Raw genomic sequence first — 24,815 nt, forward strand, 5'->3', positions numbered from 1 at the left:
CACAACGTTTAACACCAACAAGTGTAGCGTGGAGTTTTTAAGTTAGCGAATTTATCCCCTCATTGTGGTGGTGTTATGTGAAAATTATGAGTAGATTGAGACAGAGGAACAAGTGTTGACGTCAGAATTGTCAGCCAGACTCAAACGGCCTGACTGACGCTGATAATTAGTATTGTGTTTTTGGCGGAAAGTTCTCTAGTATTTCAGCAACGGTTTTATTGATTGATGCTTCTCGTTGTTCGGGCGTTTGTTTTGTTCGTAACCGACCCTCTTTAGCACCGCGCCACACTAACTGTTTTGAGGCGTTATCAATGACATCTATAACCAGAGTGCCAACATCATACTCTCTAGTTGTGGTGTGTGTTTGCACACCCCAGCCCCAGTAATTCCATCGTACACCATAGGTGGTATTAAGCGTATCGGCCTCTATTTTACTTTCAACTGAGGCATGATAATTGACCAACATATCGGCTTTGTCGCCTTCAACCAAGGTAATACCTTGCGCTGACAGGTTTTGGGCAATAGCGGTACGCACACGTTTTTCCATCAATTCATTGATTTGATAGTCATTAATAGAACCTTTCAACTGTGCATCGGGTGCCCAAGCAAAGGTCTTATAATTGCTAAATTCGACTGATTTGTCATAGTCCCAATCTGGCACACTTGTACAGGCACTGAGTAATAACAATGCCGATGTCATAAGTAATTTTTTAATCATAATGATATCTCCTTGGGTCAGCTCACTGTTAGCTAGCTGACCGTAACAACTTTGCCTTGTAAGATCAGACTGCTTGAGTGGTACTATGTTCAACTTCAATCCAGTCTTTTTCATCAACCCAGTTTTGGCTGCCATTTTTAACGCTGCGAATAGGGACGATGTAATCGCAACTGATCTGCGGCTTTACCGAAGCAAAAATTGGCACAAACCCAAAGCTTAACGCCGTTTCTATAATGGCTTTTTGGTTTTGTGGATCAATATCGGCCGCCTCATCAATGTAAATCGGTATACGATAAAGCGCTTGCTCTTGATCAGACAGCAAATAACGTATGAACAACATACCACATAACAACTTGATTGTAATACGTGTACCATTCGAACCCGCCGAATCAATTTTATCGAAATGTTCGGTTTCTCCCGCGCGATTAACCACCTCAAATCGTATGTCAAACAGGTCTGTCAGTGTTAAACCTGCTTTATCACTGGCGAGCTTGATCAAATGATCTTTAGCTTCATTGACTGCTTTCTCATCACTTGGTTGTGAAGATAACAGATCAAAGTTATCACCTTGTTCATAGTTGTCTGACGTACTAATGATGGTATCGATACTGTCCACGAGCATCTTACGCGGGATTACATTAATCTTAAATGACTGTAAATTTGAGATGCGATGTTGGCTGATCCCACGGTTGAAACTGTTCATTTCGCGTCGCAATCTATCTAGGTCTTCACGTAGCCCTTTGATGGTTGCCGCAACCTCGGTTAAAGCGACTCGTGCTTGTCTGTTTACCGCATCACGTTCATTGTCAATATTATGATAGGCACTGATCAGCTTGGCATATTTACTGGTCTCATCCGTTTCATTATCAAACTTGGTGATGCCCGCGTTATAAATGTGCAAATAGGTGTTGCGTACATTGACTGCCAGATTTCTCAGCTCATTACAGTCTTTGTTAAACTGATGAACAACCTCAGCCAAGTTATCAAAATCGAGCTTCACATCAATAGGATAGGGGGCTTGCTTACCACTGAAAATATCCAAGGTATGGTCAATACGTTCCGACTTAACTTGTCGTAAACGGTCGCTCTGACGAGATAATAAATCTTGTTTACTCTTAATGATTGAGCGTCTATCAGAGATTGATCCTGCGTTGCGCTGCACATCTTGTAAATACTCATCAACTTGCTCTCGCTCTGCATTGAGTTGCTCGCGCAATAACTCCTGAGCCTCGACAGATTGCAGCATGGTTTGATATTGTTCGAAACGTTTGAGGGCACTTTCCAGACCCATTAACTCATCGTATAAGGCATCACGTTCTTGCTGTTTTTGAGCCACGTTAGCAGCCACTTCTCGTTGTTGCTTGAACTCAACGAGAGACTGCTGGAGCGCATCAAGCTGGGCGTTAAGCTGCTCTTTATTTTCACCGCTTTGCATCTGCACTGGGCTGAGTTTTTTGAGCTTGATAATGGCACCCGGAACTGTAAGCTCTCCTCCTTTTACATTAGCAGAAAGCTTTTCTAAGAACTCACCAAAAGCATCATCATCTGTGATGGTGATATCGCCTTGGTTAGTGGTTGCAAAAGACAACAAATCAGGGTTTAAAATACGTGAAATCTCTTCAACTTCTTTTAAAGACAAATCTTCACGCATACGAGTAAATAGATTGAATTCAAGGTTTTTAAGTTGCAGCTTTAGGCTCTTAATTTGCTTTTGGGTTTCATTGATACGGTAATCGAGCGTATGTAGGCTTTGTCCCTGGGCGCTATTGATCGAAAATGACAGTTGCTCATATTCTTTTTTCAATAGCTGTAAGTTGGTTTTCAGCGTTGCATGATTGGTCAGCTCAAATTCTGATTTGAGAGCATGATAATCAATAAACCATTGTTCAATTTGGGTTTGGCGACGTTCAATATCACGCGATTGCTGCAAATATAGCTGTTGTTTTTGCTCGAAATCATGCTTTTCTTGCTCGATATCTTCTAATTGTGCGTTTAGCTCAGCCATATGCTCTTGTTGATAGTGATCGTATTCAACTAAGGCAACATCAATTTTCGGGGCATAGGCTGCAAGTTTGCCCTTAATGGTGGCCTCGCTTTCAAGCATGGTTTCAAGGGCAGCTATCGGTTCTTGCATTGACTCTAGTGCGGCAAGCTCTCGACGTGAACGATTTACTTTATCAAACGCGCGTCGCCAAACCTCATAAAAGTCAACACGAGAGTTAGACATGTGGCGTTCAAAAACTCTTAACATGAAGCGCTTAACATCGCTTGCCCCAAGTTTATGCAGGTTTAGGATCCTACGGAAGATTTCTTTATAGATAGCTGCATCTTGAACATTGTTCAGTGGGATCATTTTTAGGTTGACGTCACCATCAAACGGGGTAGCGCCGCCAGTCAATAGCGCGTTTAGCTCTTGTGCCTTGAGTTCTATTGGTTTTTTACCTTGGGCTTCGAGATGTTTAAATAGCTTAGTGTATTTAATAATGCTTTTACCTTCGGTAAAGTCATCAAGCGACAGTTTACCAGGGAAGCAAAAAAACTGATGGGCAAATCCGGCTATTTTACCAAGCCCTGCAACACCTATTACCACATCTCCATGGGGAAGGTTGGCTTCTAGCAAAATATATGATTGGTCGGTCGAGAAATAGAATTTTCTGGTTTCTTCTAAATCGTGTCCATCCCATTCGGTCAATCGCAAGTCATTAATTAGAGGAAACTGTAATGCATTGATAACCGAACTTTTACCAGTATTGTTTGGTGCACAAATCGAGGCACTTTTATCTAAAGGGATAACACATTTGGCATAACCGGCTGTATTTAATAATGCTAATTTACTTAGCCCATATAACTTACTCATACTTCTTCCTCGAGTCCGTCAATACTATCTTCATTTACTTCCATTAGCGCATCTATGTAGCGATAAATAGGGGCTAAATGCATAAAACCTTGTTCTACTTCTTTTGCTAGACCAAGTCGCACCATTCTCAAATACACGTCTTTGCGTAAGTCTGAGCCAGAAAAGATTTCAAGTTGATCAAATAGGTGTTTATTTAATTGTACTAATGTTTGCATTAACTCAAGATCGGCAACCTCATCGAACAAAGCGCGTAGTGGGTCTTTGCCCTGATTCGCATAGTGCTCAATAAGAATAAAGACTGTCAGTGCAATGGCGCGTGAGATCTTGCCCATATTAGGAGTGCTTTCATCGCTGGCAAGATAGTAAAAACCACGGCCGTCATGTTGTAAGTCGTGGCCTAAGGCGCAAAAAAGAGCTTGATAGGCGTCTATGTTTTGGTCCAGTTGCTGCCAGAGTGTGGTGTCTTGTTCGCTGATATGATAACCGCTCACCAATTTTTTATTGATAGCGTGCAATTCGGTCAGCTCTGATAAGTTAATCTGTGTCATGGTTTTTTTCTTGTACTGTGCTTGCGTTGAACGGATAAAGTGCAAAGGTATGTTCGTTGATTGTTACCTTGCTGCGTTCGTTGTCTTGTTGTAATTCAAAATCTGAGTCGCTGACGAGCTTTTGATATAAAAACAGCATCTCGTCAGCGTCGAGGCTAGGGTATTGAGTTGTTAAAAAGCCCAGTAAAGCCTGACGTTTGTTGCCATTATTGGCAAAGGTGCGTGCAAATGCTGTGCGTACATCTTGATAATCTGGAATATTTGGGCTGTGATACGCGGGCACATCGGTTTGATCAGGCAGTTGATAATCGTCATGTTCGAACTGGGCCAAGCTAGCCATATAAGCAACCATGTGGCGCTTTTGTCCAAGCGAAAAGCGTTGTACGTCAGAAACAAACTCTGGTTGAACGGCTGTAAGCATACGATCAACACCATTTTTACGGATCATGCCGAGCACTTTGGCTGCTTGTCGCGTTATCAATGTGTTACGACGTAGCTCTTCACGCAACGGCATCAGCATATCCGCACTTTTACGTAAACTTTCGCGTCCGATTAAATGCATATCTAAAATACGTGTACGCAACTGCTCAAGCATGCGTTTGTCGTGGGCGCCTCGACCAAACAACTCAATGCTGTCTATTTGCTTACTAATTTGTAGCTCGATCACTGCAAAACAGGCATGAAACTGACCACGAATATCGACCATTTCCAACATAGGTTCAATGTATTCATCGAAGGCTTCAATCACCGCACGATAGCGTTTTTGTAATGACACCGTGCTATTGTCAGATTTCGCTTGCTCAACAATATTAAAAATAGCGCTTTCATTGTGTTGAAATAATTTCACTATCTTACGGACTCGCTCGTCCATAATGCGGCTAAAACGACGTAATTCACTAAAATCAGCTTCTTCTCCCGCTTGCTGTAAACGCGTACCAAGGCGCTCCAGATCTTTGACCAGCACAGTAATTTCTTCAGCTAAACCAAGGTCTTCTTCTTGTAACAAAAAGCTGGCAAAATCAGCGACTGCACGGTTGATCTCCAGTTGTGAGGATTTCGCTAAAGGTATGATTATCTCTTGATTTAACAAGCGATTAGTTTCTCTGAAAATGCGCTCACTGGTCCACTGTGGGTTTTTGTGCTTTATGACGTTTTGAACATCTTTTAAGCTGAAATCGGTCATTTTAAACCGTTTAAAAAGCAGCTCTAAAACACCCCAATGTTCATTGAGTGTGTTCAATACTTTTTTTGCTGGGATCATAACTTTCCAGTTTGTATCTATTTTGTGACATGCAGGGTAAATTAATTACGACTAGTCGTAGCGCATACTCGCAGCAAATGCTATTCTTCGCGCCGATTTACACGTTACCTTCAAACTTATTTACTTTTACTTACAGGTTGTTTACGCAATATGGTTACGCCCATTATCCTTACCCTGATAGCGATTGCGTTCTTGCTTATCGTTATAGAGGATATCATCCATGTAAACAAGGCCAAAACTACCCTTTTTTTTGGTACTTTATGTTGGATTATCGCTTTTATCTCCCCAATTCATGGTCAAAGCCCAGAAACTGTACAACATCAGCTAGATCATAACATTCTTGAAATCGCTACTCTATGGCTTTTCTTGATGGCTGCAATGACATTTGTTGCCTATTTAAACTCCAAAGGATTTATCCAAAACATCGTACATCGTGTTATGCCCGCACAGATAAGCGAAAGAAAGCTGATGTTTCTGGTGGGGATCTCAGCTTTTGTGTTTTCGTCGATTTCAGACAACATTACCGCAACGTTGATTTCACTGGCGGTGGTGATGTCATTAAAGCTAGACCCAAAGAAGCTGATAAAATATGCCACATTAATCATCTTCAGCGTAAACAGTGGTGGTGTATCACTCATTACGGGTGATGTAACCACACTGATGATTTTCTTGGCTGATAAAGTAACCATTCCTGATCTATTACTATTGATTGCCCCTGCACTAGTTAGTGTCATTGCCCTTGCTGCTATGTTATCAGTGGGAATGAATAAAACTCTTGAGTTTCATAAAAGTGAATTAAGACGCATTGAAAAAACCGATATTACAATTGCGGTGATCTTCATGTCGACCATCTTTGCGACGCTGTTTCTGAGCGTGCAGTACCAAGTGCCACCCTTACTGACATTTTTATTCGGTCTATCGTTAATGTTTTTGGTCGCGCAGTTCTTGATGCGTAAAAAAGACGTTAATAAAAAAATCATCGATTACATCCGAGAAATTGAATATGACACGCTACTATTTTTCGTGGGTGTGTTGCTATTAGTCGGGGCGTTAAAAGAAGTGGGTGTGCTTGCTATGTTCACTGACTTATATGTTTACATGAGTCCAGAGTACGCAAACTATTTGATGGGATTGCTATCAGCAGCGGTTGATAACGTGCCTCTTACCGCAGCGTTGTTAAAGGCCGATATTACCATGACTGCGCAACAATGGTTGATGTTCACCTACGCAACGGGAGTCGGTGGTTCAATGTTAGTGATTGGTTCTGCGGCAGGCATTATCGCGATGAGTAAAGTTAAGGCATTGACATTTATGAGTTATCTAAGAATGTCAGTGTACTTATTGGTGGCTTACAGCATCGGTTATGCAGGCGCATACTTGTCAGGTCAGTTTATTTGATGTTTTTTAGGTGTCTCGAAAATTAAAACTTGACACCTAGACGGCTAAAAGATACTTTTTACAAGCCCGCTCTTTGAGTGGGCTTTTATTTTGCTGTTATTCAGGTTGGATAACGCAAAATAAACAGAAGAGGCGCGATGCTTAGGTATTTAACGGTAGGTGACGAAAACCAGTGACCGTTAAAGAGGGAAGTACTCGCCGAGGAAAGTAGTAGTACGTCGCTGCGACTTTTCGGTTTACGAGGCTGAATCCTCGGAACTGTCACCGTTTTAATGGTGGAGAGCTTCTGGCAAAGGTCATTTCACATACATATTGTACCTACAATTGCCAAGTTCTCCTTTTTACATTGACCCATAAAAGTTGCGGTCACAAGGAGATATAATGAACTCGCAGTACACAGTCGCAAAGTTTGGCGGAACCAGTGTAGCCGATTATTCAGCCATGCAACGCTGTGCAAAAATCATTAAAGATGATAGCCAAGTTCGAGTTGTGGCTGTCAGCGCCAGCGCTGGCGTTACCAATCATCTTGTCACACTCACTCAGCAAAAAGCAGATGAGCAACAGCGCTTAGAGTTGGTCCAGGCTGTACTGGATATCCAAGATGCTATTCTGGCTGAGCTGTCGCTTGATGCCGACTTAGCACAAGGGTTTGAGCAAACAATCACCGAGTTTAAGGCGTTGGCTATGCTGCCAGCTTTAAGTTCTCAGCAATGTGACGAGATGCTCAGTTTTGGCGAGCGCTTGTCTTCATATCTATTCACGCAGGTTTTGAGAAACATGGACATTGATGCTGAACGCTTTGATGTGCGTAAAGTGCTCAAAACTGATAATCGCTTTGGTAAAGCGACGCCAGATATTGCGGCCACGGCGGTTGCAGCGCACAAACACCTGATACCGATGTTAGATGAGAAAGTAATCGTGACTCAAGGGTTTATTGGCAGCGATCAATATGGCCAAACGACCACGCTAGGACGAGGGGGGTCCGATTACAGTGCGGCGCTGCTTGCTGAGGCTATCAATGCACGAAGTGTTCACATTTGGACCGATGTGGTCGGTATATTCAGCACAGACCCTAGACTGTGCAACAAAGCAACACCAATCGCACGACTGAGCTTTGATGAGGCTGCTGAAATGGCAACATTTGGTGCTAAGGTGTTGCATCCTGCTACGATTTTACCGGCAAGTAGAAGTGGTATTGCGGTGTTTGTTGGCTCTAGTAGAGACCCCCAGGCCGGAGGGACATGGATTGAAAAAGAGAAATCAAACACGCCGGGCATTCGTGCGGTTACACAACGTAAAAACCAAATACTACTGACCTTGAAGAGCCCTGAAATGCTGCTAGCGAGTGGCTTTTTAGCACGTATATTTACGATTTTAAGCGCTTACAATATTTCTGTTGATTTGGTTACAACCTCAGAGATCAGTGTTGCTATCACTTTAGATAACGCTCAAAATGCTTCTCGACCAGAGTTGGATCAGGCATGTTTGCAAGAGCTCAGTGAATTTTGTCACGTGACGGTAGAAAATAACCTGACGCTTGTTGCGCTCATTGGGTCTGAAATCCAGTTAAAACAACATGAAATGAACTTAATGCAGGTATTGAGTGACTTTAATATTCGTTTGATATGCCATGGTGCGAGCAAGCATAATTTGTGCTTCTTGGTTGAACAGTCACATTCAGATCATGTTGTGCAATCAATCCATGCGCGATTACTAGAATCGGCCTAGCGGTAAATTTTAAATATGGCAATCGCGAGGTTGCCATATCTAGTATTTTTACGGCGGTTGCTTGATGCGGGTACTAATGGCTTTGTATTCAGTCTATTAGCGATTACAGCAAGGCATAACTAACGCACTGATATGGACCTATTTTATTCGCATTTTTTAACAACTTGAGTATAATCGGCCACCTAAAATAATAACTAAATTTGACATTCTATGGCTCAATTACGAGATGGTTTTCAAAGCCGAATTGGCTTTGTACTCGCTGCGGCGGGTGCTGCGGTAGGACTTGGTAATATTTGGGGATTTCCCACACAAGCTGCGAATCACGGTGGTGGGGCGTTCTTACTTGTTTATTTTATTGTTATATTCTTGTTAGCGTTGCCAGCACTGTACACTGAGCTCTATCTTGGTCATCAGGCACAATCCAACCCCGTTAATGCGCTTCGCCAGGCGTGGCATGAAAAAGCACCTAAAGTTGGGGCTACTGCTGGCTACCTTGGCCTAAGTGGTGCAATTATCATGCTTAGCTTCTATTCAATTGTGGCAGGCTGGATGTTGGCATACTCACTGGAGCCCATCAGTCGCGCATTAGGTTTTGAGCAAGTCAGTGCATTTTTGCAAGGTGATTCTATGGCGCGTAATTTTGTTTTCACGCCACTTATGTTGCTGCTCACCGCCAGTATCATTCTCAAAGGGGTAAAGTCCGGCATCGAAGCTTGGTCGCGGCGCTTAATGCCAATGTTGCTTATGTTATTGGTTGCTTTGATAGGGTATATCGCAACCTTAGACGGGGCTGCCGAAGGCTTTAGCGCCTATTTAAAGCCAGATTTTGCCAAAATTACAGACCCAGATCTGATCATTGCTGCGATGGGACAAGCGTTTTTCTCTTTATCTCTTGGGGTGGGGTGTATGATGATCTACGGCTCTTACCTTAAACCGAACGAAAATCTACCTAAGTTAACATTAAGTGTTGCGGCATTGGATACTGGTGTTGCGTTTCTCGCTGGGCTGTTAATTATTCCTGCGGTATTTGTGGCGCAGCATAACGGCGTGCAAGTTTTCCAAGATGGAAAGCTCATTGGTGAAGGTCGTCTCATCTTTGCGGTATTGCCAGAGCTGTTTGCAAGTATGGGCGCGATTGGCCTTTGGGTCGGGTTAACGTTTTTTGTATTGATGTCTATTGCATCACTCACCTCAACTATTTCTTCAACCGAAATCCCAGTATCATTTTTAGTTGAAAATCATGGCCTAGAGCGTAAGACCGCAACTTGGTGGGTTACGTTGGTTATCATGCTAGTTGCCAGCGCCATTATCCTAAATTTCGAGTGGATGTTTGCTTTGGTGATCAGTCTGTTCACCCAATATCAATTACCTTTGATGGGCCTATTTTACTTTATTACGGTAGGCTGGATGTGGAAACGTGGTAACCAACTTAGACTTGAGTGCAAAGGCGCACACTATTGGTTTGCTCAGTATGTACGTTTTGTATGTCCTGTGCTGATGACCGCGGTATTTCTCAATGTTGCGATGAAATAAAAGTGCATTGAAAAAGCGCCAATATGGCGCTTTTTTACTACTTAAAACTAATTTACCAACGATGGGTATAATTAAGCTTAATGGTTTTCTCATCAAAGTCGGTCTCTCTGCTATGCCAGCCGTCTTCTAAATCGTAACCCTTATTGATACTGAGTTGGTATAACTCATCTGGCGCAGTTTGATAACGTAATCGGCTAAAAACGGACAACCTGTCAGAGCGAGTATTATGTTGAATCATGGTGTTCCATGACCAATCTTGGTTGAATGCGATATTTGCCTTAAAACGGGTGCTGTACATATTGTCTTTGATACCGTCTCGTTCGTAGTAGTGATTTCTACGACTCAGCGATAGCATAATATGTTTATTCGGCTTGAAAAATACCTCGCCCAAAATTTGCTTTCTGTCACTATCAAAGAACTGACCCGAGGTAAGTTTAATGTAGCCTGAAATCATTTGATCCGAGGGGGTTTCATAAAATATGGACCACTGATCAAAATCATAGTCTTGTGCGTCGAACTTGATGTTTCTACCCATGGCATATTGGCTTTTTAACCGCTCTTTACGTGATTCGTATTGTACATAACCACTGGCATTGCTTGTTGTTAACCAATGAAAAGGTCTAATAACGTATTCTTTACTCAGCCAGTTATTGTCTGTGTCGTTACGCTGATAGTACAAATAAACAAACTGATAAAGAGTGAGGTAGTCGCTGAGAAGCCCTGTTTTAGGGCGCTCTCGGAACCGTGTTTCTAGCTCATAGTAGTTGATCCCATTGCGGTTAACAAAGCCTAAATCGGGATTAAAGTCGTCACCTAAATAGCGATACTTAGCTTTAATGTTTATGGTGTCATTGGGTAGATATAACTGAGCGCCATATGCTTTCGTGTCTTCCATGCCGTTCTTTTTCTGTGTTTCCTGATACCAAGCATGCGCTTGTATTTGTTGCTCCGCTAAGAATTCGGATGCAAACCGATAATCAACCCCGTAAAGACCACTGTTTTTTTCATCATCACTGCTGCCGTCTGTTACGATAACGCCAATTTGATGATTGTCATTAATCTGCTGTTTAACTCGTGCGACGGTAAGTTGAGTGTTGTCATCTTTGGCGCCATCTTGTTGCTGGTTTACGCTTAATAAACCAAAGCTGGTGTTATGCACTTTACCCGTCAGTTTGCTGCCCCAGTTTATATCCAATACACCACTGTGTTGCCCTTGACCAATGCGGCGAGAATAAAAAGGCATACCATTATAGTCGTTATTACTAAATCCGCCGAAGCTAAATACCTGTGTATCTTGAAGAAAAAAGTCCCTTTTTTCAGAAAAGAACTCACTAAATCGAGTCATATTAATATTAACTTCGTCCACATCAGTGCCTGAAAAGTCTGTATTCAAAGTCAGTACGCCGGTGATGTTTGGCGTAAACTTGTAAAAAGCATCAGCAGATGGGGTCCACTTACTTGCTTCTTGATTTTCTTTGTAACTGAGCCCGCCTTTTAACTCGATGCCTTTACCTTGATTAAGCCCGTTGATATTGGTTATTTTACCCACCTGTGGCGCGGTCCAGCCATCGTTTTCTGGGTCGTTAAGGTTCCAATAGATGTGTTTATTTGGTTGTGAAAGTTTATGCCTCAGTTGCAAGCCCCAATCCTGCTTATTCGGGTCAAACGAGATCGATTGCACTGGGATTGCCATTTCTACACTCCAGCCATTATCAGTGCGCTGTGTTTTGGCATACCAAATTGTACTCCATTCACCTATATACCCAGTTCCGTCAATCAATCCATCTTCGCGCACACCAGAGGGGGTTACATGAAAAAGGTATGCATCGCGCTTATCAAAATTTGTATCTAGGCTGATCCCAAAATAGTCTTCGTTCCATATTGTTTCGCCCTGAGTAAGTACCCTGTCTATGATGGTGTTTTGTGGTTGAAATATTTCGGCCGCAACATAAAAAAACGCATCATCATAAGCAATTCTGGCCTTAATGGGGTAAAGGGGTTTATCACCAAGGTTGGGACGAAATTCAACAAACTGCTCAATGAGGTTGGCTCCTTGCCATTCATGTTCCTCAATATGGCCGTCTATGGTTGGTGCTTGTGTGATTTTAGTGATAGCTAAAGGCGTTCGTTGATAAGTTTGTTCAGCATTCACCCATAGACTTGGAAAAGCGACTGCCAAACAAATGTAGTTTGCATATTTCATTATTAATATCCTGCAAGAAAAACTTGTCGGCTATCTTCTTGGTAAACACATAGAAAGGCATGATAAAGGCAGGAAATCAGGTGACAAAAAGGTGACAACAACAAGTGATTGTCAGTAACTCTATGAAATACAAACTTTGTTTTAGTTTTTGAGACAATCAGAAATATGTCGAATAGTGAACTTTATGGGTAGCAAGCACGTATTGAGTCATTGTTTATGTAAGAAGCTAGCTGAAGGAGCAAAATCATCATATGAACAGGGCACTGTATTGGTTTACGCAGGATCTCCGATTACAAGACAATGAAGGTGTTAAATGGGCTGCACAGACACACGAACAAGTTGCATTTGTTTATGTGATTAACCCTGTATGGTTCGCGCAAAAAAATTATCACCACATGACGGTGGGAAAACACCGTTGGCGCTTTATTTGTGAATCTTTGATAGACCTGAATGAGCAGCTAAGTGAGATGGGCCATCATTTGCAGTTATTGGTGGGTGAGCCCAGTGAACAAATTGGTCAATACATTAAAACTCACAATGTAGGGACTTTAGTGTTAGCACAACAGTTTGGTGTGTATGAACAGCGTGCTATCGCTCGTATCTGTCAGTGTAACAGTACCTTAACTGTCGAACATTTTAGCCAGACGACGTTATTCGACAATAGTCAGGTTAGTGAGCATGATTTACCTATGAAGTCATTTTCTACATTTAGAAACTATGTAGAAAAGCAGTCGCTGGCCATCTCAGTCGAAAATGTATTTATTCCCCAAACTGACTTGAAAGGCATTGATAGTTTTTTACCGGCATTGAGCAGGGGATTTGACGGTCTTCTATCTGAGGTAAACGCTGAAATAGTCCCATTCGATATGGTTGGTTTGGGCTATATGATAGGTGGCGAGCACTGCGCAAATAATCACCTCAATGACTATTTCAACTCCTATGCACCATCCAAATACAAAGAAACAAGAAACAATCTGGACGGTTTTTACAGCTCTACGAAATTGAGCGCTTATCTTGCAATTGGAAACCTTTCGCCGCGTCAAGTTTGGCATAGAATTGAGGAATATGAACGCACGAAGGTAAAAAATGAGTCGACATATTGGCTGAAATTTGAACTGCTGTGGCGTGAATACTTTCAATGGCTACTTAAGTTTAAAGGCACATCGTTTTTTTTGTTTAAGGGAGACGGGCGCAACAAGCCCATGACAAGCTTTTATGCTAATCGTTTTGCTGCTTGGTGTGCTGGAGAAACCGCTTTTCCATTAGTCAACGCTTGTATGCACCAACTCAATGAAACTGGCTACATGTCTAATAGGGGGCGGCAAATCGTTGCCAGTTGTTTAGTTAACGAGTTAAGTGTTGATTGGCGTTATGGCGCGGCTTATTTCCAACAGCAGTTGATTGACTATGATGTTGCTTCAAATTGGGGGAATTGGCAATACATCGCTGGGGTGGGTGTAGACCCTCGTGGCGGGCGTCATTTCAATATCCCTAAACAAGCACAATTATATGATGCTGAGGGTCAATTCGTTAAAAAATGGCGCGGCCATAGCAACAACGAATTTGCTTATGACTGTGTTGACCCATCCGATTGGCCATTCTGCGAATGAACAAATCCCAGTTGCCAGTTAAAGTGTGTGCGTGTTGTCAACGGCCGTTTACATGGCGAAAGAAGTGGCAAAGAGATTGGGAGAGGGTGAAATACTGCTCAAAGCGCTGCGCCAGAAATAAGTTTATTAAGACAGAGGTCACTGATAATGAATAAAACCTCGTACAGGTGTATCAGGCTCATCCTTGGCGATCAGCTTAACCCTCAACACGCGTGGTTTAGGGAAAAGGACGAGGGAGTGCTTTATGTTATAGCTGAGCTGCATCAAGAAACCGCTTATGTTCGCCATCACATTCAAAAGGTCTGTGCTTTTTTCAGCGCCATGCATCACTTTGCACAAGCGTTGGACCAAGCGGGCCATCATGTGCTTCATTTAACCTTAGACGATACCAAACCATTTGCTTCGCTAACTGATTTGCTCAGCAATTTGATAGCCAAATACGCGGCGAGCCATTTTGAGTATCAACTCCCCGACGAATATCGCTTAAGGCAACAGCTTGCTCAGTTTGCCCAAAACCTACAGTTAAACTGCACTTGCTTTGAAACGGAGCACTTTTATCTCGATGAAAACGCACTAAAAAAAGAATTCAAAGCGGGTCACCACCACCGCATGGAGGCTTTCTACCGTCGGATGCGAAAGCAATTCAACATACTTATGAATGATGGTGAGCCTGAGGGTGGACGTTGGAACTTTGATTCAAACAATAGAAACAAGTTAAAACCGAAGGATTTCAACACAGTGCCTGCACCTTTGCTATTTGAAAACGATGTCAGTGAGATACTCGAGAGGCTAAAAAGGCATTCAATTAAAACCATCGGGGAGACACAAGATTCAATTATTTGGCCTGTGACAAGAGCCCAAGCAAAGCAACTTATGGCATTTTTTTGTGAACACTGTCTGCCGCTATTTGGTGAATATCAGGACGCAATGACATGTACGTTGGATAATGCCATAGATAAACGTCAGTGGAGTCTGTTTCACTCTCGTTTGTCTTTTGCACTGAACGCCAAAATGATAAGCCCTGCCTATGTTGTAAATACGGCGTTGGCATATTACCAGCAGCACAAAAACACAATTTCCTTGTCACAAATTGAAGGGTTCGTTAGACAGATCATTGGTTGGCGCGAGTTTATTAGGGGAATTTATTGGGTGAATATGCCCCAGTACTCGAAGTTAAATAGCTTGTCAGCAAATCGCACATTACCGGAGTTTTTTTGGACCGCGAATACACAGATGAATTGCTTGCAACATGTGATCTCCCAATCGTTAGAAGATGCTTATGCCCATCACATTCAGCGCTTAATGATAACTGGAAACTTCTGTTTGTTGGCAGGCATAGACCCAAGCATGGTAGATGAATGGTACTTGGGAATTTACATAGATGCGATTGAGTGGGTAGAGATGCCAAATACCCGTGGTATGAGTCAATTTGCAGATGGTGGTATTGTAGCTTCTAAGGCCTATGCTGCCAGTGGTAACTATGTAAAAAAAATGTCTGATTACTGCTCACAGTGCCACTATCAGGTGAGTGAAACTACAGGGGAAAACGCATGTCCACTTAACTCGCTCTATTGGCGATTTATGGATAAAAACCAACCAGCTTTCGCAAATAACCCAAGAAATAAGATGGTATATGCAAACTGGTTGAAAAAATCCGATTCACAGCGAGAGGAAATTATCGCTCAGGCTGAACATTATTTGTTAAATATTGAAAATCTCTAAATGATACCCCTTGTAGTCTATCTCGCAGAGTGTAAAGGGGCTTTACAGTACGTAAATATCATTGGCTAAGCTGAATACTATTTTCTTGGCGTAAAAAGCTGATTTCCAGTTCAAGATCACTTAACATGTGATTTTTGACTCAGGGATTACTATGGAATTGTCTACTTGGCTCAGTTTGGCCACGATCTGTATTTTGGGCGCAATGTCACCCGGTCCAAGTTTAGCTGTTGTCATGCGCCATTCATTACATAACAGCGCGTTACATGGCATCGTGGCAAGTGTGTCTCATGGTATGGGCGTAGGTTTATATGCGGTTCTATCTTTGCTAGGTCTAGCCGGACTAATAACCCATTACCCATTGTTATTCCAAACATTGGTCATTGGTGGGGCGATTTATCTAGCATATATGGGGATTAAAATTCTAACCAGTACTTCCTCTGGAATTAACGTTCAACAATCGGTTAGCCAAGATAATTTGCGTCAAGCGGCACAAGATGGGTTTGCCATAGCTTTTTTGAATCCCAAACTGGCAATATTCTTTTTAGCCTTATTTTCTCAATTTATAGACCCAGAAAAATTGACCTTTTACTCTGCAGTTATAATGTGCGCAACGGTATTAGTGATAGATACTATTTGGTACTTTTTTGTTTCAGTGGCGATGGCGAAGGCTAAACAAAGATTCGACTTGGTATCAAAACAGCGCTTTATTGATAAAGCATTGGGTATTGTATTTTTGTTATTAGCGCTCAGAGTTGTCGTTACGCAGTTTTCTTAAAATAAGATGGTTAGCTAGGCTAAACTTGCACTATATAACTCAAAGATAACTTGTTTTAGCTCTTGTAAGCCTTCATGAATATCCATTATTTCTAACGACACTGCGGTGTCGTTAACTATTTTAGCAACCTCTACTTCAAACTGCGCTCGTCTGTTATTGGGCAGGTGGAGGGTGACCTGATCTTGAGTTAATGCCTCGTAAAGCGTGCTTGCTATAAATGGGTGGGTGCGGATCACTAGCCCAGAAAGAGAGAGAGATAAAACACTAAAAGGGAGGTTTACAGCATCGGTTTTAAGCACAATACCCGTCAGTCGTTCAGTTATCCAATGGCGATTAGTTGACTCTGCAGCGAAAATATTTGGTAAATCACATGAAAAACTAGGCAAGCCTGCTTCAGAAGTATGTAAATGCGCTGGGAAGTAGACCACTTCGGAATTCACTTTAGCAACCAGCTGAATATCTGAAGCTTGGCGTAAAGTGTGAAGCCACAGTTTTAACTGTGATGCATGCTGATCTTCAAGGCATACATCAAAGTGTGGCTTACTTTCTTCTCGTAACACTTGATAAATAAATTTAGTTTCTTCCTTTGAAAGCTTCATTGTGTTGGTCCGCTAAAAAGTGTTGTCGTAAAATATGCATACTTTGTACCGCTTATAGCTCACAATTTGAGTGTACGACCATTCACAATAATTGGCGATTACAGCCTATTACAGACAACTAAATGTAGAAATTACTCATTAAATCTTAGGCGCTTATAGTGTTATCGGCGTTTCCTGTTTAATATTTAGCCTAAAATTAAGCTGGAATTGGCAATAATACATGTGCGCTAAATAGTGGAGTTTGCATTGGGGTGCATAAACGTTCAATGAATCAGCCTATTGCTGCTCAGTGAAGTGCGTTTTTCTCATGAAAACTTCTTGCTCGGCACGCCGTATAAGCTTATCCAGTTCGCCACTTTGTTTTAGTTGTTTGAGCTTATTATCAACTTTTTGGATCAGCTTAACGTGCTCTTTGCGGATGTAGTGATAGAGTGCTTGTTTATCTAAGCTATGTGGATGTGCCTCAACGGTCGTAATACCCAAATTTTTCAATACAATAAGACCATCCATTTTATTGGTCAGAGCAATGTCTGCCAACCCAGCGTCAACTAACTTGAACATTTGCGCTGTATTGTCAGTATCGGTGACGTTTGTCATGCCTTGAGTCACGTTTTGAGTATGCTTAACCCCTCGTACTCTAACAACCTGATAATTACGCAAGTCACTCGCTTTATTGATTACAATGCCACTGTTCTTTCTGGTAAATACCATGGTTTCTAAGTGATAGTAGGGGGTGGGTACACGCGTTGTGGAGGGGGTTTCATCACCATAACTGTGGATGCGCATAATTTCACCATCGTTTATTCCTGTGGCGGCTTCGTGTTGGGCGCGTTTGCCGGGCAGTGGAGTAATCGCTATTTTAATACCGAGTTGTTGATATACTTCTTTAATAACGATGCGACCAACTTCTTGCTCAATCAGATAATTTATTGATGCAAAGCGATACTCCTGAGCTGAGCAATTGAAAGCAAGGTACAAAAGTAATAGAACGGCATACTTCATGAAGGTTTAAATTTTAAATAATGCAATTGTGCGAATTATAGCGCAAGTGCTATAAGAGTTTTAATGTTACACATCTAATTTACCGACTTGGGCTAATAAAAAGGATAAAACTTCATTCATAAAGTGAGGTTAAATGACAGCACAACGATAAGGTGACCTTACAAATTTGGCTTGAAATAATGTGCAATTCACAATTTAATACATATTTACATTTGCATTAATATTTTAAAAACCTAGTATGCTAGGGCGCGCAATAAAGAACTATAAGAAGATAGATGTCAGTCATAGAATTTGGTGAATTTCAGTTTAATTTAGCCTTATCTCAGTTAAAGCATAACGAGCAAGAGGTTGTACTTGACCCAAGGCAACAAGCATTACTTGTTTTTTTTATACAAAACCCTCAACGCGTGATTAACCGTGATGAACTACAGGAGCATATTTGGCAGGGGGTGATCGTCACCGACAATGCGATAAATAAACTCGTAGCAAATCTGAGAAAAGCGCTAGGAGACGACGCCAAAGAACCTAAATATATACAAACAGTTACCAAGTCTGGATATAGATTCGTTGCCCCGGTTTCTGTTGTTGCGCATACAAGTGATCCCTCCCCGGTAGTTAATCCACGACAGCAAAGTTTGCGTGTTTCTTCGCTCATTTGGCTATTGCTCGGTATTATAATTGTGTTTGCTGTGCTGAGTTTTCTTTTGGATACAGATGCTAGAAGTAAAAAGTATGGTGATACTTCCACGCTTACTAGGTTTCATGGCTCAAAGCTTACTCCCATATTTCTAGATGATAGCGAGAGCTTATTATTTATCAATGTGACGCTTCGAGAGCGCGAGCTTTGGCTAAGTCATGGTGTCGCAAATTCTAGAATTCTTCCCGTTCAGGTTGAATCTCAGGGACACTTTATTGATCAACTAGTCGCTTACCGAAATGGCAGATTAGTATATTTTGGATACGAGAGTGAATGTGGCTGGTATAGTGCTGAGTTCGACCCGCAAACAAAACGCTTTGGCGAAGATGTAACAACGTTAGCGCTATGTGGCGACTTAACAGTGCACCAAAGCATGTTGAATAAAGAGGGTGATGGTTTATTTGTGCTGGCACATCCGAAAATGCATGAACATAATAATCAGCTTTATATTACTAACTCAGAACAACAATTAGAGCGAGTCAAGATTGAACTAGACAAGCAATGGCGTATTGTTTCTATTGATTTACACCCTCACGACGAACGAATTCTGCTCAATGCCCATTCATTTGACGGTAAAACGGCTGCGTTTGTATACGATCCCACAAGCCAACAAGTAAGAAAAGAAAAAGAGTTTAACAGTATATTAGAGCGAGTAATATGGGACCACAGTGGCGAAGGTTTGGTGTTTGTAAGCCCTGCGCCAAATAGCCGCCTTTTGTACCAAGCTTTAGATAGTGACGAGGCGACATTACTTGGTAATGTCAATGAAAGGCTGTGTTGTGCCATCGTCCGTCATCCGAACAATCAAGACTATGTGTTCACAAGTAGTGATAAAAACATTGATCTGAAGTGGCTATCGCCTAACTATGCTCTTGATAATAGTAGCGTGATAGACAGGTCGCCGTTATTTGCTCACATGCGCGAGGGTCACTACTTTTTATCTAATCGTGCAGGTGTTAGTCAGATATATTTTCAGGCACCTGATCAGACGGCACAATTGGTGAGCGAGCTTGCTCATAACGTTCAAATTGAATCAATGAGTTTGTCCAACGATGATGAATTTTTGTTGCTTCGAGAAAAGCACCGCCTGTGGATTGTGCCAACGAGCGAGCATGCAAAGCCTAAAGACATTTTTATTGATGGCTATGTGTATAAGCAACATTGGCTAAGCAACACCTTGTTTTCAGTCACGCTCAAGCATAGAAACTCTAAACAAGTCATAATATACAACAGTGAGTTACAGAAAGTAGCTCAGCTTGGAGAGGGGATTGTCATTGTACTAGCTGACCAATTAAACCCAGCCAATCATTATTACGTCGACAAACAGAATAAATTATATAAAGCATCACCCGATATTTTATTCTCGTCACCATCAACGGAGAATTTGCCAGTCATAGGGGATATTCCCGACTTTTCACAGCTCTTGATAGAAAATGATGTGCTGTATGTGGTGAGTAAATATGGTGAGACGCTGACCACCTATAAAATTACTGATTCACTGCAATTATTATCAAAGCAGCCACTCAATGCTTATTTGGGGTTTGATGTAGACGACGGCGTTGTGCTCTACGCCGGTAAAGCCCATTACCGAAGCGAAGTGTATCGGACCTTAGCGCGATGAAACTTTAAGAAGGGAGAGTCATGGGAAAAGTGCTAGTAATTGGCGCAAGTGGTGCGACAGGAAAGCTTGTAGTGGCACAGCTGCTTGCGAAAAATGTTCAGGTCATCGCTATTGTTAGACCTTTGAGTTCATTACAAAGTTTATACGGAGATCATGAGCACTACCTAGAAATAAAAGCAGAGATCTCACAAGTGAGTTCAGCACAGCTTGCTAAATATATAAGCCAGTGCCATACGGTTATTTCTTGTCTTGGCCATAACTTAAGTTTTAAGGGAATATATGGTGCACCGCACAAGTTGGTAGCGGATGCTATTAAGAAAGTGACGGTTGCTATTTGTTCACTAGACAGAGGTATAAAAACAAAAGTTATTCTGATGAACACCACAGGGGTGAGTAACTTAGATATTCAAGAATATATTCCACTATCTCAAAGAATTGTTGTTGCGGTGCTGAGGTTACTGTTACCGCCGCAAAGTGACAATGAACTAGCTGCGGATCATCTTCGCGTTAATATCGGTAAAGATCACCCATGTATACAATGGGTCAGTGTGCGCCCAGATTCACTAATAGATGAGCAAGAAGTATCTACCTACTATTTGGAGCATTCTCCAACAAGTAACGTGGTGTTTGATGCAGGTAGAACAAGTCGTATCAATGTGGCCAACTTTATGATGAGATTGGTGACAGAAGACGCGCTGTGGCGTCAATGGCAGGGAAAAATGCCGGTGATCTATAACGGCTAGTCATGTTTTCATCACGTTACGTTGTTTAATAAACTGTACGGTAGTACAAGTGACTACGTCTCCAAGCACATTGACCGCAGTACGGCACATATCAAGGATCCTATCTACGCCGAGAATAAGCGCCACGCCAGATGCAGGAATACCGACACCTTCAAGTACCATACTCAGAATAATTATTCCTGCGCCAGGTGTAGCAGGAGACCCAACGGATGCTGCAACGGACATCGTTACGATGAACAAATAATTGGTAAGGCTTAAATCAACATTAAACACCTGCGCAAGAAATACGGTGGCAATACCTTGATACATGGCTGTGCCTGTCATATTGATAGTTGCTCCAAGAGGCACTAAAAACCGCGCTATATCGGCTTTTATGCCAAGTTTGTTCTCTGTTACATCTAAGGTAAGTGGCATGACTGCGGCTGAACTACTTGTCGAGAAGGCTAACAGCATAAGCTCTCTGACATGGGTTATAAAAGTACTGATCCGACCTTGCCAAGTTAGTTTAGCGACGAGGAAATACAAAAGCGCGATCAGAAAAATGCCTGATATCACCGTCACTACGTAAATCATCATGCCAGCGAGTACGTCGATACCTAAGTTTGCTACCAGTTTGGTGATAAGCCCAAATACCGCCAAGGGCGCTAATAGCATTGCCCAAGAAACGATTCTCAGACTCACTTCTTGAAGTGCTCCAAGCAAATCAAACAAAGGCTTAGATTGCGTGGCTGGGATAGACAGCAATGCTGCGCCCAATACAGCGGCAAATAAAATAACTTGTAGCATCTCACCAGAAGCCATCGATGCCAGTGGATTTTTGGGGATCAGTGCAGATACTTTGTCAGGAAGCTCTGACAAGCCAGGGAATCCTGATACAGCAGTACTGGTGAGTGGCGCTACTTCGGCATCGATTAAGGAGCCTGCATCAATGTAGTTTCCCGGCTCAATGTATAACGCAAGCATAATCCCAATAGAGGCTGCGATGGCGGTAGAAATAAAAATGAAAATGATGGCAATGATGCCATTTTGTTTGAGGGCCAGTGGGTTGTTGTTTGCTGCAAGACCTCTGACGACGGACGCGAGTACCAAAGGAACCACTATCATTTGTATGATAGCTAAAAATAGCTGACCCGGTAGTGCAAGCCATGCTGTGATTATTTTTACATTATCACTCGAAACCCAATGCAAATCTGGGCCAAGCACAATTCCACAAAGTACCCCTAGAAACAATGCAATCAGTACCTTCAGCCATAATCGACCGGTTATGAATCGGTCAAACTGTGCGGTCAGCTCAACGAGGGGTTGAAAAAATAAAGGGAGGCCACGCATGTTTTGTTATCGTATTAAAAATGTTTTAGGGATCTTAGCTCAAACGTAAAGTTAGCGCTAAATTAATGGCTTACTAATTGATCTGAAACAAAACTTAACAGAGGCTCTATGCGCACGTTAGACTTTATTTTCCGCATGTAATAGTTTGTAATCTAGATATGGGTTTTTTATTACCGATTTTGGTTTAAACTATACAGCTAAGTTGTATGAAAGCCGAAAGATTATCTGTGTTGAAATTTACAAGCCTTTTTAGCTGCTACCTTTTTTTGTCTTTGCTTGTAAGCCCTGCGTTTGGGTCTTCACATGATTGGCAAGAGGTCGAAAAACAACTATTCATACAACTCGATAACGACCCTAAACTTGCACTTGAACAGGCGCTTGAGATAGCTAAAAAAGAGTCGTATACCCCGCAAAATAACCGCGAAGCATGGTTTATCCTAAAAGAGGTTGAAGCACACGCCCAAATCAGTCTTGGAGACTTCACCACTGCTGAAAACATCGCTGAGCAACTTTACCAGCTGCATAGTGCTGAGCAGTTCCCCTTGTATCGCACTAGAGCGCTTTTATTACTGGCCATGTTATCTGAACGCCATAATGACGCTGAAAAAGTATTCAATTATGCGAGCGAAGGCTTAGCACTTGTTGAGCAAAACAATATCTCAGATGATCTATTAACAGCTGATTTACTGTCACTGATAAGCATGAGTTTCAGAAGTCAGGCCAAATACGCTAAGGCGCTAGAGTACTCAAAGAAGTCTGTTGAGTTGAGTCATGGGGATCTTGCAAAACAAGCCCGTGATCACAACCAAATTGGTGTGATCTATGATTACATGGGAGAAGTGGAACTGGCGCTAAAGCATCATGAGCTGTCATTGAATATTCGTCGTGAAAACAACAACCAACAAGGTCTATCAGACTCATTATACAACATTGGAGAAATCTATCGCGATTTAGGCCAGTACGACTCAGCGTTATTACATTTTAAGCAGGCACTGCTGGTTGATCAATCTTTGGGGAATCCCTATCACATTGCAAACAGTCACGGTAAACTTGGCCAAGTATATCTGGCGATGAACGAACTAGCACTTGCCAAGTTAAACATCACTAAGGGTCTTGAAATAACCAGAAAAATGGATGCGCCCAGTGATACTAGTTGGCAGCTTAGTAATATGGCTCGCGTGTACTTGGCCGAAAAACAGCTAGATAAGGCGTGGGACGTTGCAACAGAAGCGCTGACACTTGCTTTAGAAGCAAAAGCGAAAAGAACCGAACATACTGTACGTATGGCATTGCTGGATATTGCGATAGCCAAAAAAGACAAACAAGCGATAAGACAGCAAATTGAACTGCTGTTATCTATGCCCAATACAGGATTGCTATATCAGCAAAGACTGCATGAAATAAACACTCAACTATACGAAGAGTCTCAAGAGATAGAACAAGCTTACCTGTCACTTAAAAAGTTTGTTGAAGTGCAACAAAAGCTATACGCCCATTTGGAAGAACAGCAAACTGAGCGCTTAAAGCAAAACGTCGAAGTGGTGCGTCAAGAGCAAGCTCTGGATATAATGGAAAAAGAGCGAGCATTACAAAAGGCAAAACTTGATAATTTAGAGTTGCAAAGAAAAGTAGTGATCTTAGCCATGCTGTTATTGATAGGTTTGCTATTGATGATCTACTTTAGGCAAATGGCAAAACAGCGAATGGCGAATTTAATGACCAGAATGCTGGCGGCAAATTTGGAAGATAAAAACCAATTGCTCGCGGATGTATCGCATGAATTACGCACACCACTGGCTGCGCTAAAACTCTCTGTAGAACTGTTGGAATACAATATTGAGCCAGATAAAGATAAAGCATATGCAAGAGTGCATGGAAAAATAGCTCAGTTAGATAACCTTATTGGCGATATATATCGCTCCGCGCAGTATGACAACAACGTGATGCAGCTACAAAAGTCAGATTGTGATTTAGTTGAATTACTTGATGATGTAGTGAGTGACTTTGATAAGCGCTTTAAAGAGAAACCTCAGAATTTATTGGTTCAGCGCCCTTCACAAGCCGTTATTTGTCATGTCGATCCAGAGCGATTCAAGCAGATCATCATTAACTTATTAAATAACAGCCTCAATTACACGTATGAGAATGGCACAACACAGGTTTCGTTGGAAATACTAGAAATGGAGCAACAGGTCAAACTATGTGTATCAGACTCAGAGCCTGGTTTGAACAGCGAGGAGCTGGATAAAATATTTGAGCGCTTATATCGGTCAGAAGCTTCAAGAAGCAAAGATTTGGGAGGGTCTGGACTTGGGCTCGCAATTTGCCGTCAAATCGTGCTGGCGCATGGCGGCAACATCACGGCTCAGCACGCTCAGTTAGGCGGGGTAGAATTTACAATATTGCTCGATATGTGCGAATAAGCGCTTATATTAATTGGTGTTTATCGATTGATTAGTGACAGAATAGCA

Annotated in this window: 18 protein-coding genes and 1 riboswitch; of the genes, 10 read left to right on the forward strand and 8 right to left on the reverse strand. The window is 42.0% G+C overall.

Annotation, left to right across the window (positions count from 1 at the left end; translation table 11 throughout):
* Window positions 1-166: 166 nt before the first annotated feature.
* From C2M32_RS09690 to C2M32_RS09705, 4 genes are all read right to left on the reverse strand, one after another.
* Window positions 167-715 (reverse strand): DUF4136 domain-containing protein, encoded by a 549-nt coding sequence (locus C2M32_RS09690; protein ID WP_199886166.1) that lies wholly within the window; start codon window positions 713-715, stop codon window positions 167-169.
* Between the two features lie 67 nt (window positions 716-782).
* On the reverse strand, window positions 783-3,575 hold the full coding sequence (locus C2M32_RS09695) for an ATPase (protein WP_105168242.1): 2,793 nt from the start codon (window positions 3,573-3,575) through the stop codon (window positions 783-785).
* Window positions 3,572-4,123, reverse strand: a complete 552-nt coding sequence (locus C2M32_RS09700) for a condensin complex protein MksE (RefSeq protein ID WP_105168243.1) — start codon at window positions 4,121-4,123, stop codon at window positions 3,572-3,574. Before C2M32_RS09700 ends, C2M32_RS09695 begins: the two co-directional genes overlap by 4 nt.
* Entirely contained in the window at window positions 4,110-5,384 is a 1,275-nt protein-coding gene (locus C2M32_RS09705; RefSeq protein WP_105168244.1) for a hypothetical protein, read from the reverse strand. Before C2M32_RS09705 ends, C2M32_RS09700 begins: the two co-directional genes overlap by 14 nt.
* A gap of 150 nt (window positions 5,385-5,534) precedes the next feature.
* Between C2M32_RS09705 and nhaD the strand changes: the two genes are divergently transcribed.
* From nhaD to C2M32_RS09720, 3 genes are all read left to right on the forward strand, one after another.
* On the forward strand, window positions 5,535-6,782 hold the full coding sequence (gene nhaD, locus C2M32_RS09710; RefSeq protein WP_105168245.1) for a sodium:proton antiporter NhaD: 1,248 nt from the start codon (window positions 5,535-5,537) through the stop codon (window positions 6,780-6,782).
* A gap of 119 nt (window positions 6,783-6,901) precedes the next feature.
* A riboswitch (Lysine riboswitch) is annotated at window positions 6,902-7,076 on the forward strand.
* Between the two features lie 87 nt (window positions 7,077-7,163).
* A complete protein-coding gene (lysC, locus tag C2M32_RS09715; RefSeq protein WP_105168246.1) occupies window positions 7,164-8,510 on the forward strand; it encodes a lysine-sensitive aspartokinase 3 in 1,347 nt (448 codons plus the stop codon).
* 210 nt (window positions 8,511-8,720) lie between these two features.
* On the forward strand, window positions 8,721-10,043 hold the full coding sequence (locus C2M32_RS09720) for a sodium-dependent transporter (RefSeq protein ID WP_105168247.1): 1,323 nt from the start codon (window positions 8,721-8,723) through the stop codon (window positions 10,041-10,043).
* Window positions 10,044-10,095: 52 nt separating this feature from the next.
* Here the strand turns inward: C2M32_RS09720 and C2M32_RS09725 are convergent, their stop codons facing one another.
* A complete protein-coding gene (locus C2M32_RS09725) occupies window positions 10,096-12,246 on the reverse strand; it encodes a carbohydrate binding family 9 domain-containing protein (RefSeq protein ID WP_105168248.1) in 2,151 nt (716 codons plus the stop codon).
* Between the two features lie 251 nt (window positions 12,247-12,497).
* Here C2M32_RS09725 and C2M32_RS09730 point away from each other — a divergent pair, with 251 nt between their 5' ends.
* The 4 genes from C2M32_RS09730 to C2M32_RS09745 all read left to right on the forward strand — a co-directional run bounded on the left by C2M32_RS09730 (window position 12,498) and on the right by C2M32_RS09745 (window position 16,353).
* Complete coding sequence (locus C2M32_RS09730) at window positions 12,498-13,856, forward strand: DASH family cryptochrome (RefSeq protein WP_105168249.1); 1,359 nt, start codon at window positions 12,498-12,500, stop codon at window positions 13,854-13,856.
* On the forward strand, window positions 13,853-14,011 hold the full coding sequence (locus C2M32_RS09735) for a DUF2256 domain-containing protein (RefSeq protein ID WP_105168250.1): 159 nt from the start codon (window positions 13,853-13,855) through the stop codon (window positions 14,009-14,011). The genes C2M32_RS09730 and C2M32_RS09735 overlap by 4 nt, the downstream gene beginning before the upstream one ends.
* Complete coding sequence (locus C2M32_RS09740; protein ID WP_105168251.1) at window positions 14,004-15,578, forward strand: cryptochrome/photolyase family protein; 1,575 nt, start codon at window positions 14,004-14,006, stop codon at window positions 15,576-15,578. Before C2M32_RS09735 ends, C2M32_RS09740 begins: the two co-directional genes overlap by 8 nt.
* A 151-nt stretch (window positions 15,579-15,729) precedes the next feature.
* Window positions 15,730-16,353, forward strand: a complete 624-nt coding sequence (locus C2M32_RS09745) for a LysE family translocator (RefSeq protein ID WP_105168252.1) — start codon at window positions 15,730-15,732, stop codon at window positions 16,351-16,353.
* 14 nt (window positions 16,354-16,367) lie between these two features.
* On the opposite strand, the gene C2M32_RS09750 is transcribed toward C2M32_RS09745, so the two are convergent.
* Together C2M32_RS09750 and C2M32_RS09755 are read right to left on the reverse strand one after the other, a co-directional pair.
* Complete coding sequence (locus C2M32_RS09750) at window positions 16,368-16,952, reverse strand: hypothetical protein (RefSeq protein WP_105168253.1); 585 nt, start codon at window positions 16,950-16,952, stop codon at window positions 16,368-16,370.
* Window positions 16,953-17,228: 276 nt separating this feature from the next.
* Window positions 17,229-17,954, reverse strand: coding sequence for a substrate-binding periplasmic protein (locus tag C2M32_RS09755; protein ID WP_105168254.1), 726 nt, complete (start codon window positions 17,952-17,954; stop codon window positions 17,229-17,231).
* A 275-nt stretch (window positions 17,955-18,229) separates the two neighbouring features.
* On the opposite strand from C2M32_RS09755, the gene C2M32_RS09760 reads away from it, so the two are divergent.
* Together C2M32_RS09760 and C2M32_RS09765 are read left to right on the forward strand one after the other, a co-directional pair.
* Window positions 18,230-20,272 carry a winged helix-turn-helix domain-containing protein gene (locus C2M32_RS09760; protein WP_105168255.1) on the forward strand — a complete coding sequence of 681 codons (2,043 nt, stop codon included), beginning with the start codon at window positions 18,230-18,232 and terminating at the stop codon, window positions 20,270-20,272.
* 20 nt (window positions 20,273-20,292) lie between these two features.
* Window positions 20,293-21,015 carry an NAD(P)-binding oxidoreductase gene (locus C2M32_RS09765; RefSeq protein ID WP_105168256.1) on the forward strand — a complete coding sequence of 241 codons (723 nt, stop codon included), beginning with the start codon at window positions 20,293-20,295 and terminating at the stop codon, window positions 21,013-21,015.
* On the opposite strand, the gene C2M32_RS09770 is transcribed toward C2M32_RS09765, so the two are convergent.
* Entirely contained in the window at window positions 21,016-22,344 is a 1,329-nt protein-coding gene (locus C2M32_RS09770; protein WP_105168257.1) for a dicarboxylate/amino acid:cation symporter, read from the reverse strand.
* 266 nt (window positions 22,345-22,610) lie between these two features.
* On the opposite strand from C2M32_RS09770, the gene C2M32_RS09775 reads away from it, so the two are divergent.
* Window positions 22,611-24,767: an ATP-binding protein gene (locus tag C2M32_RS09775; protein ID WP_234401272.1), complete on the forward strand. Its 2,157-nt coding sequence runs from the start codon at window positions 22,611-22,613 to the stop codon at window positions 24,765-24,767.
* The last annotated feature ends 48 nt before the right edge of the window (window positions 24,768-24,815 follow it).

The organism is Pseudoalteromonas sp. T1lg23B, from assembly GCF_002964665.1.
Lineage (GTDB): Bacteria > Pseudomonadota > Gammaproteobacteria > Enterobacterales > Alteromonadaceae > Pseudoalteromonas.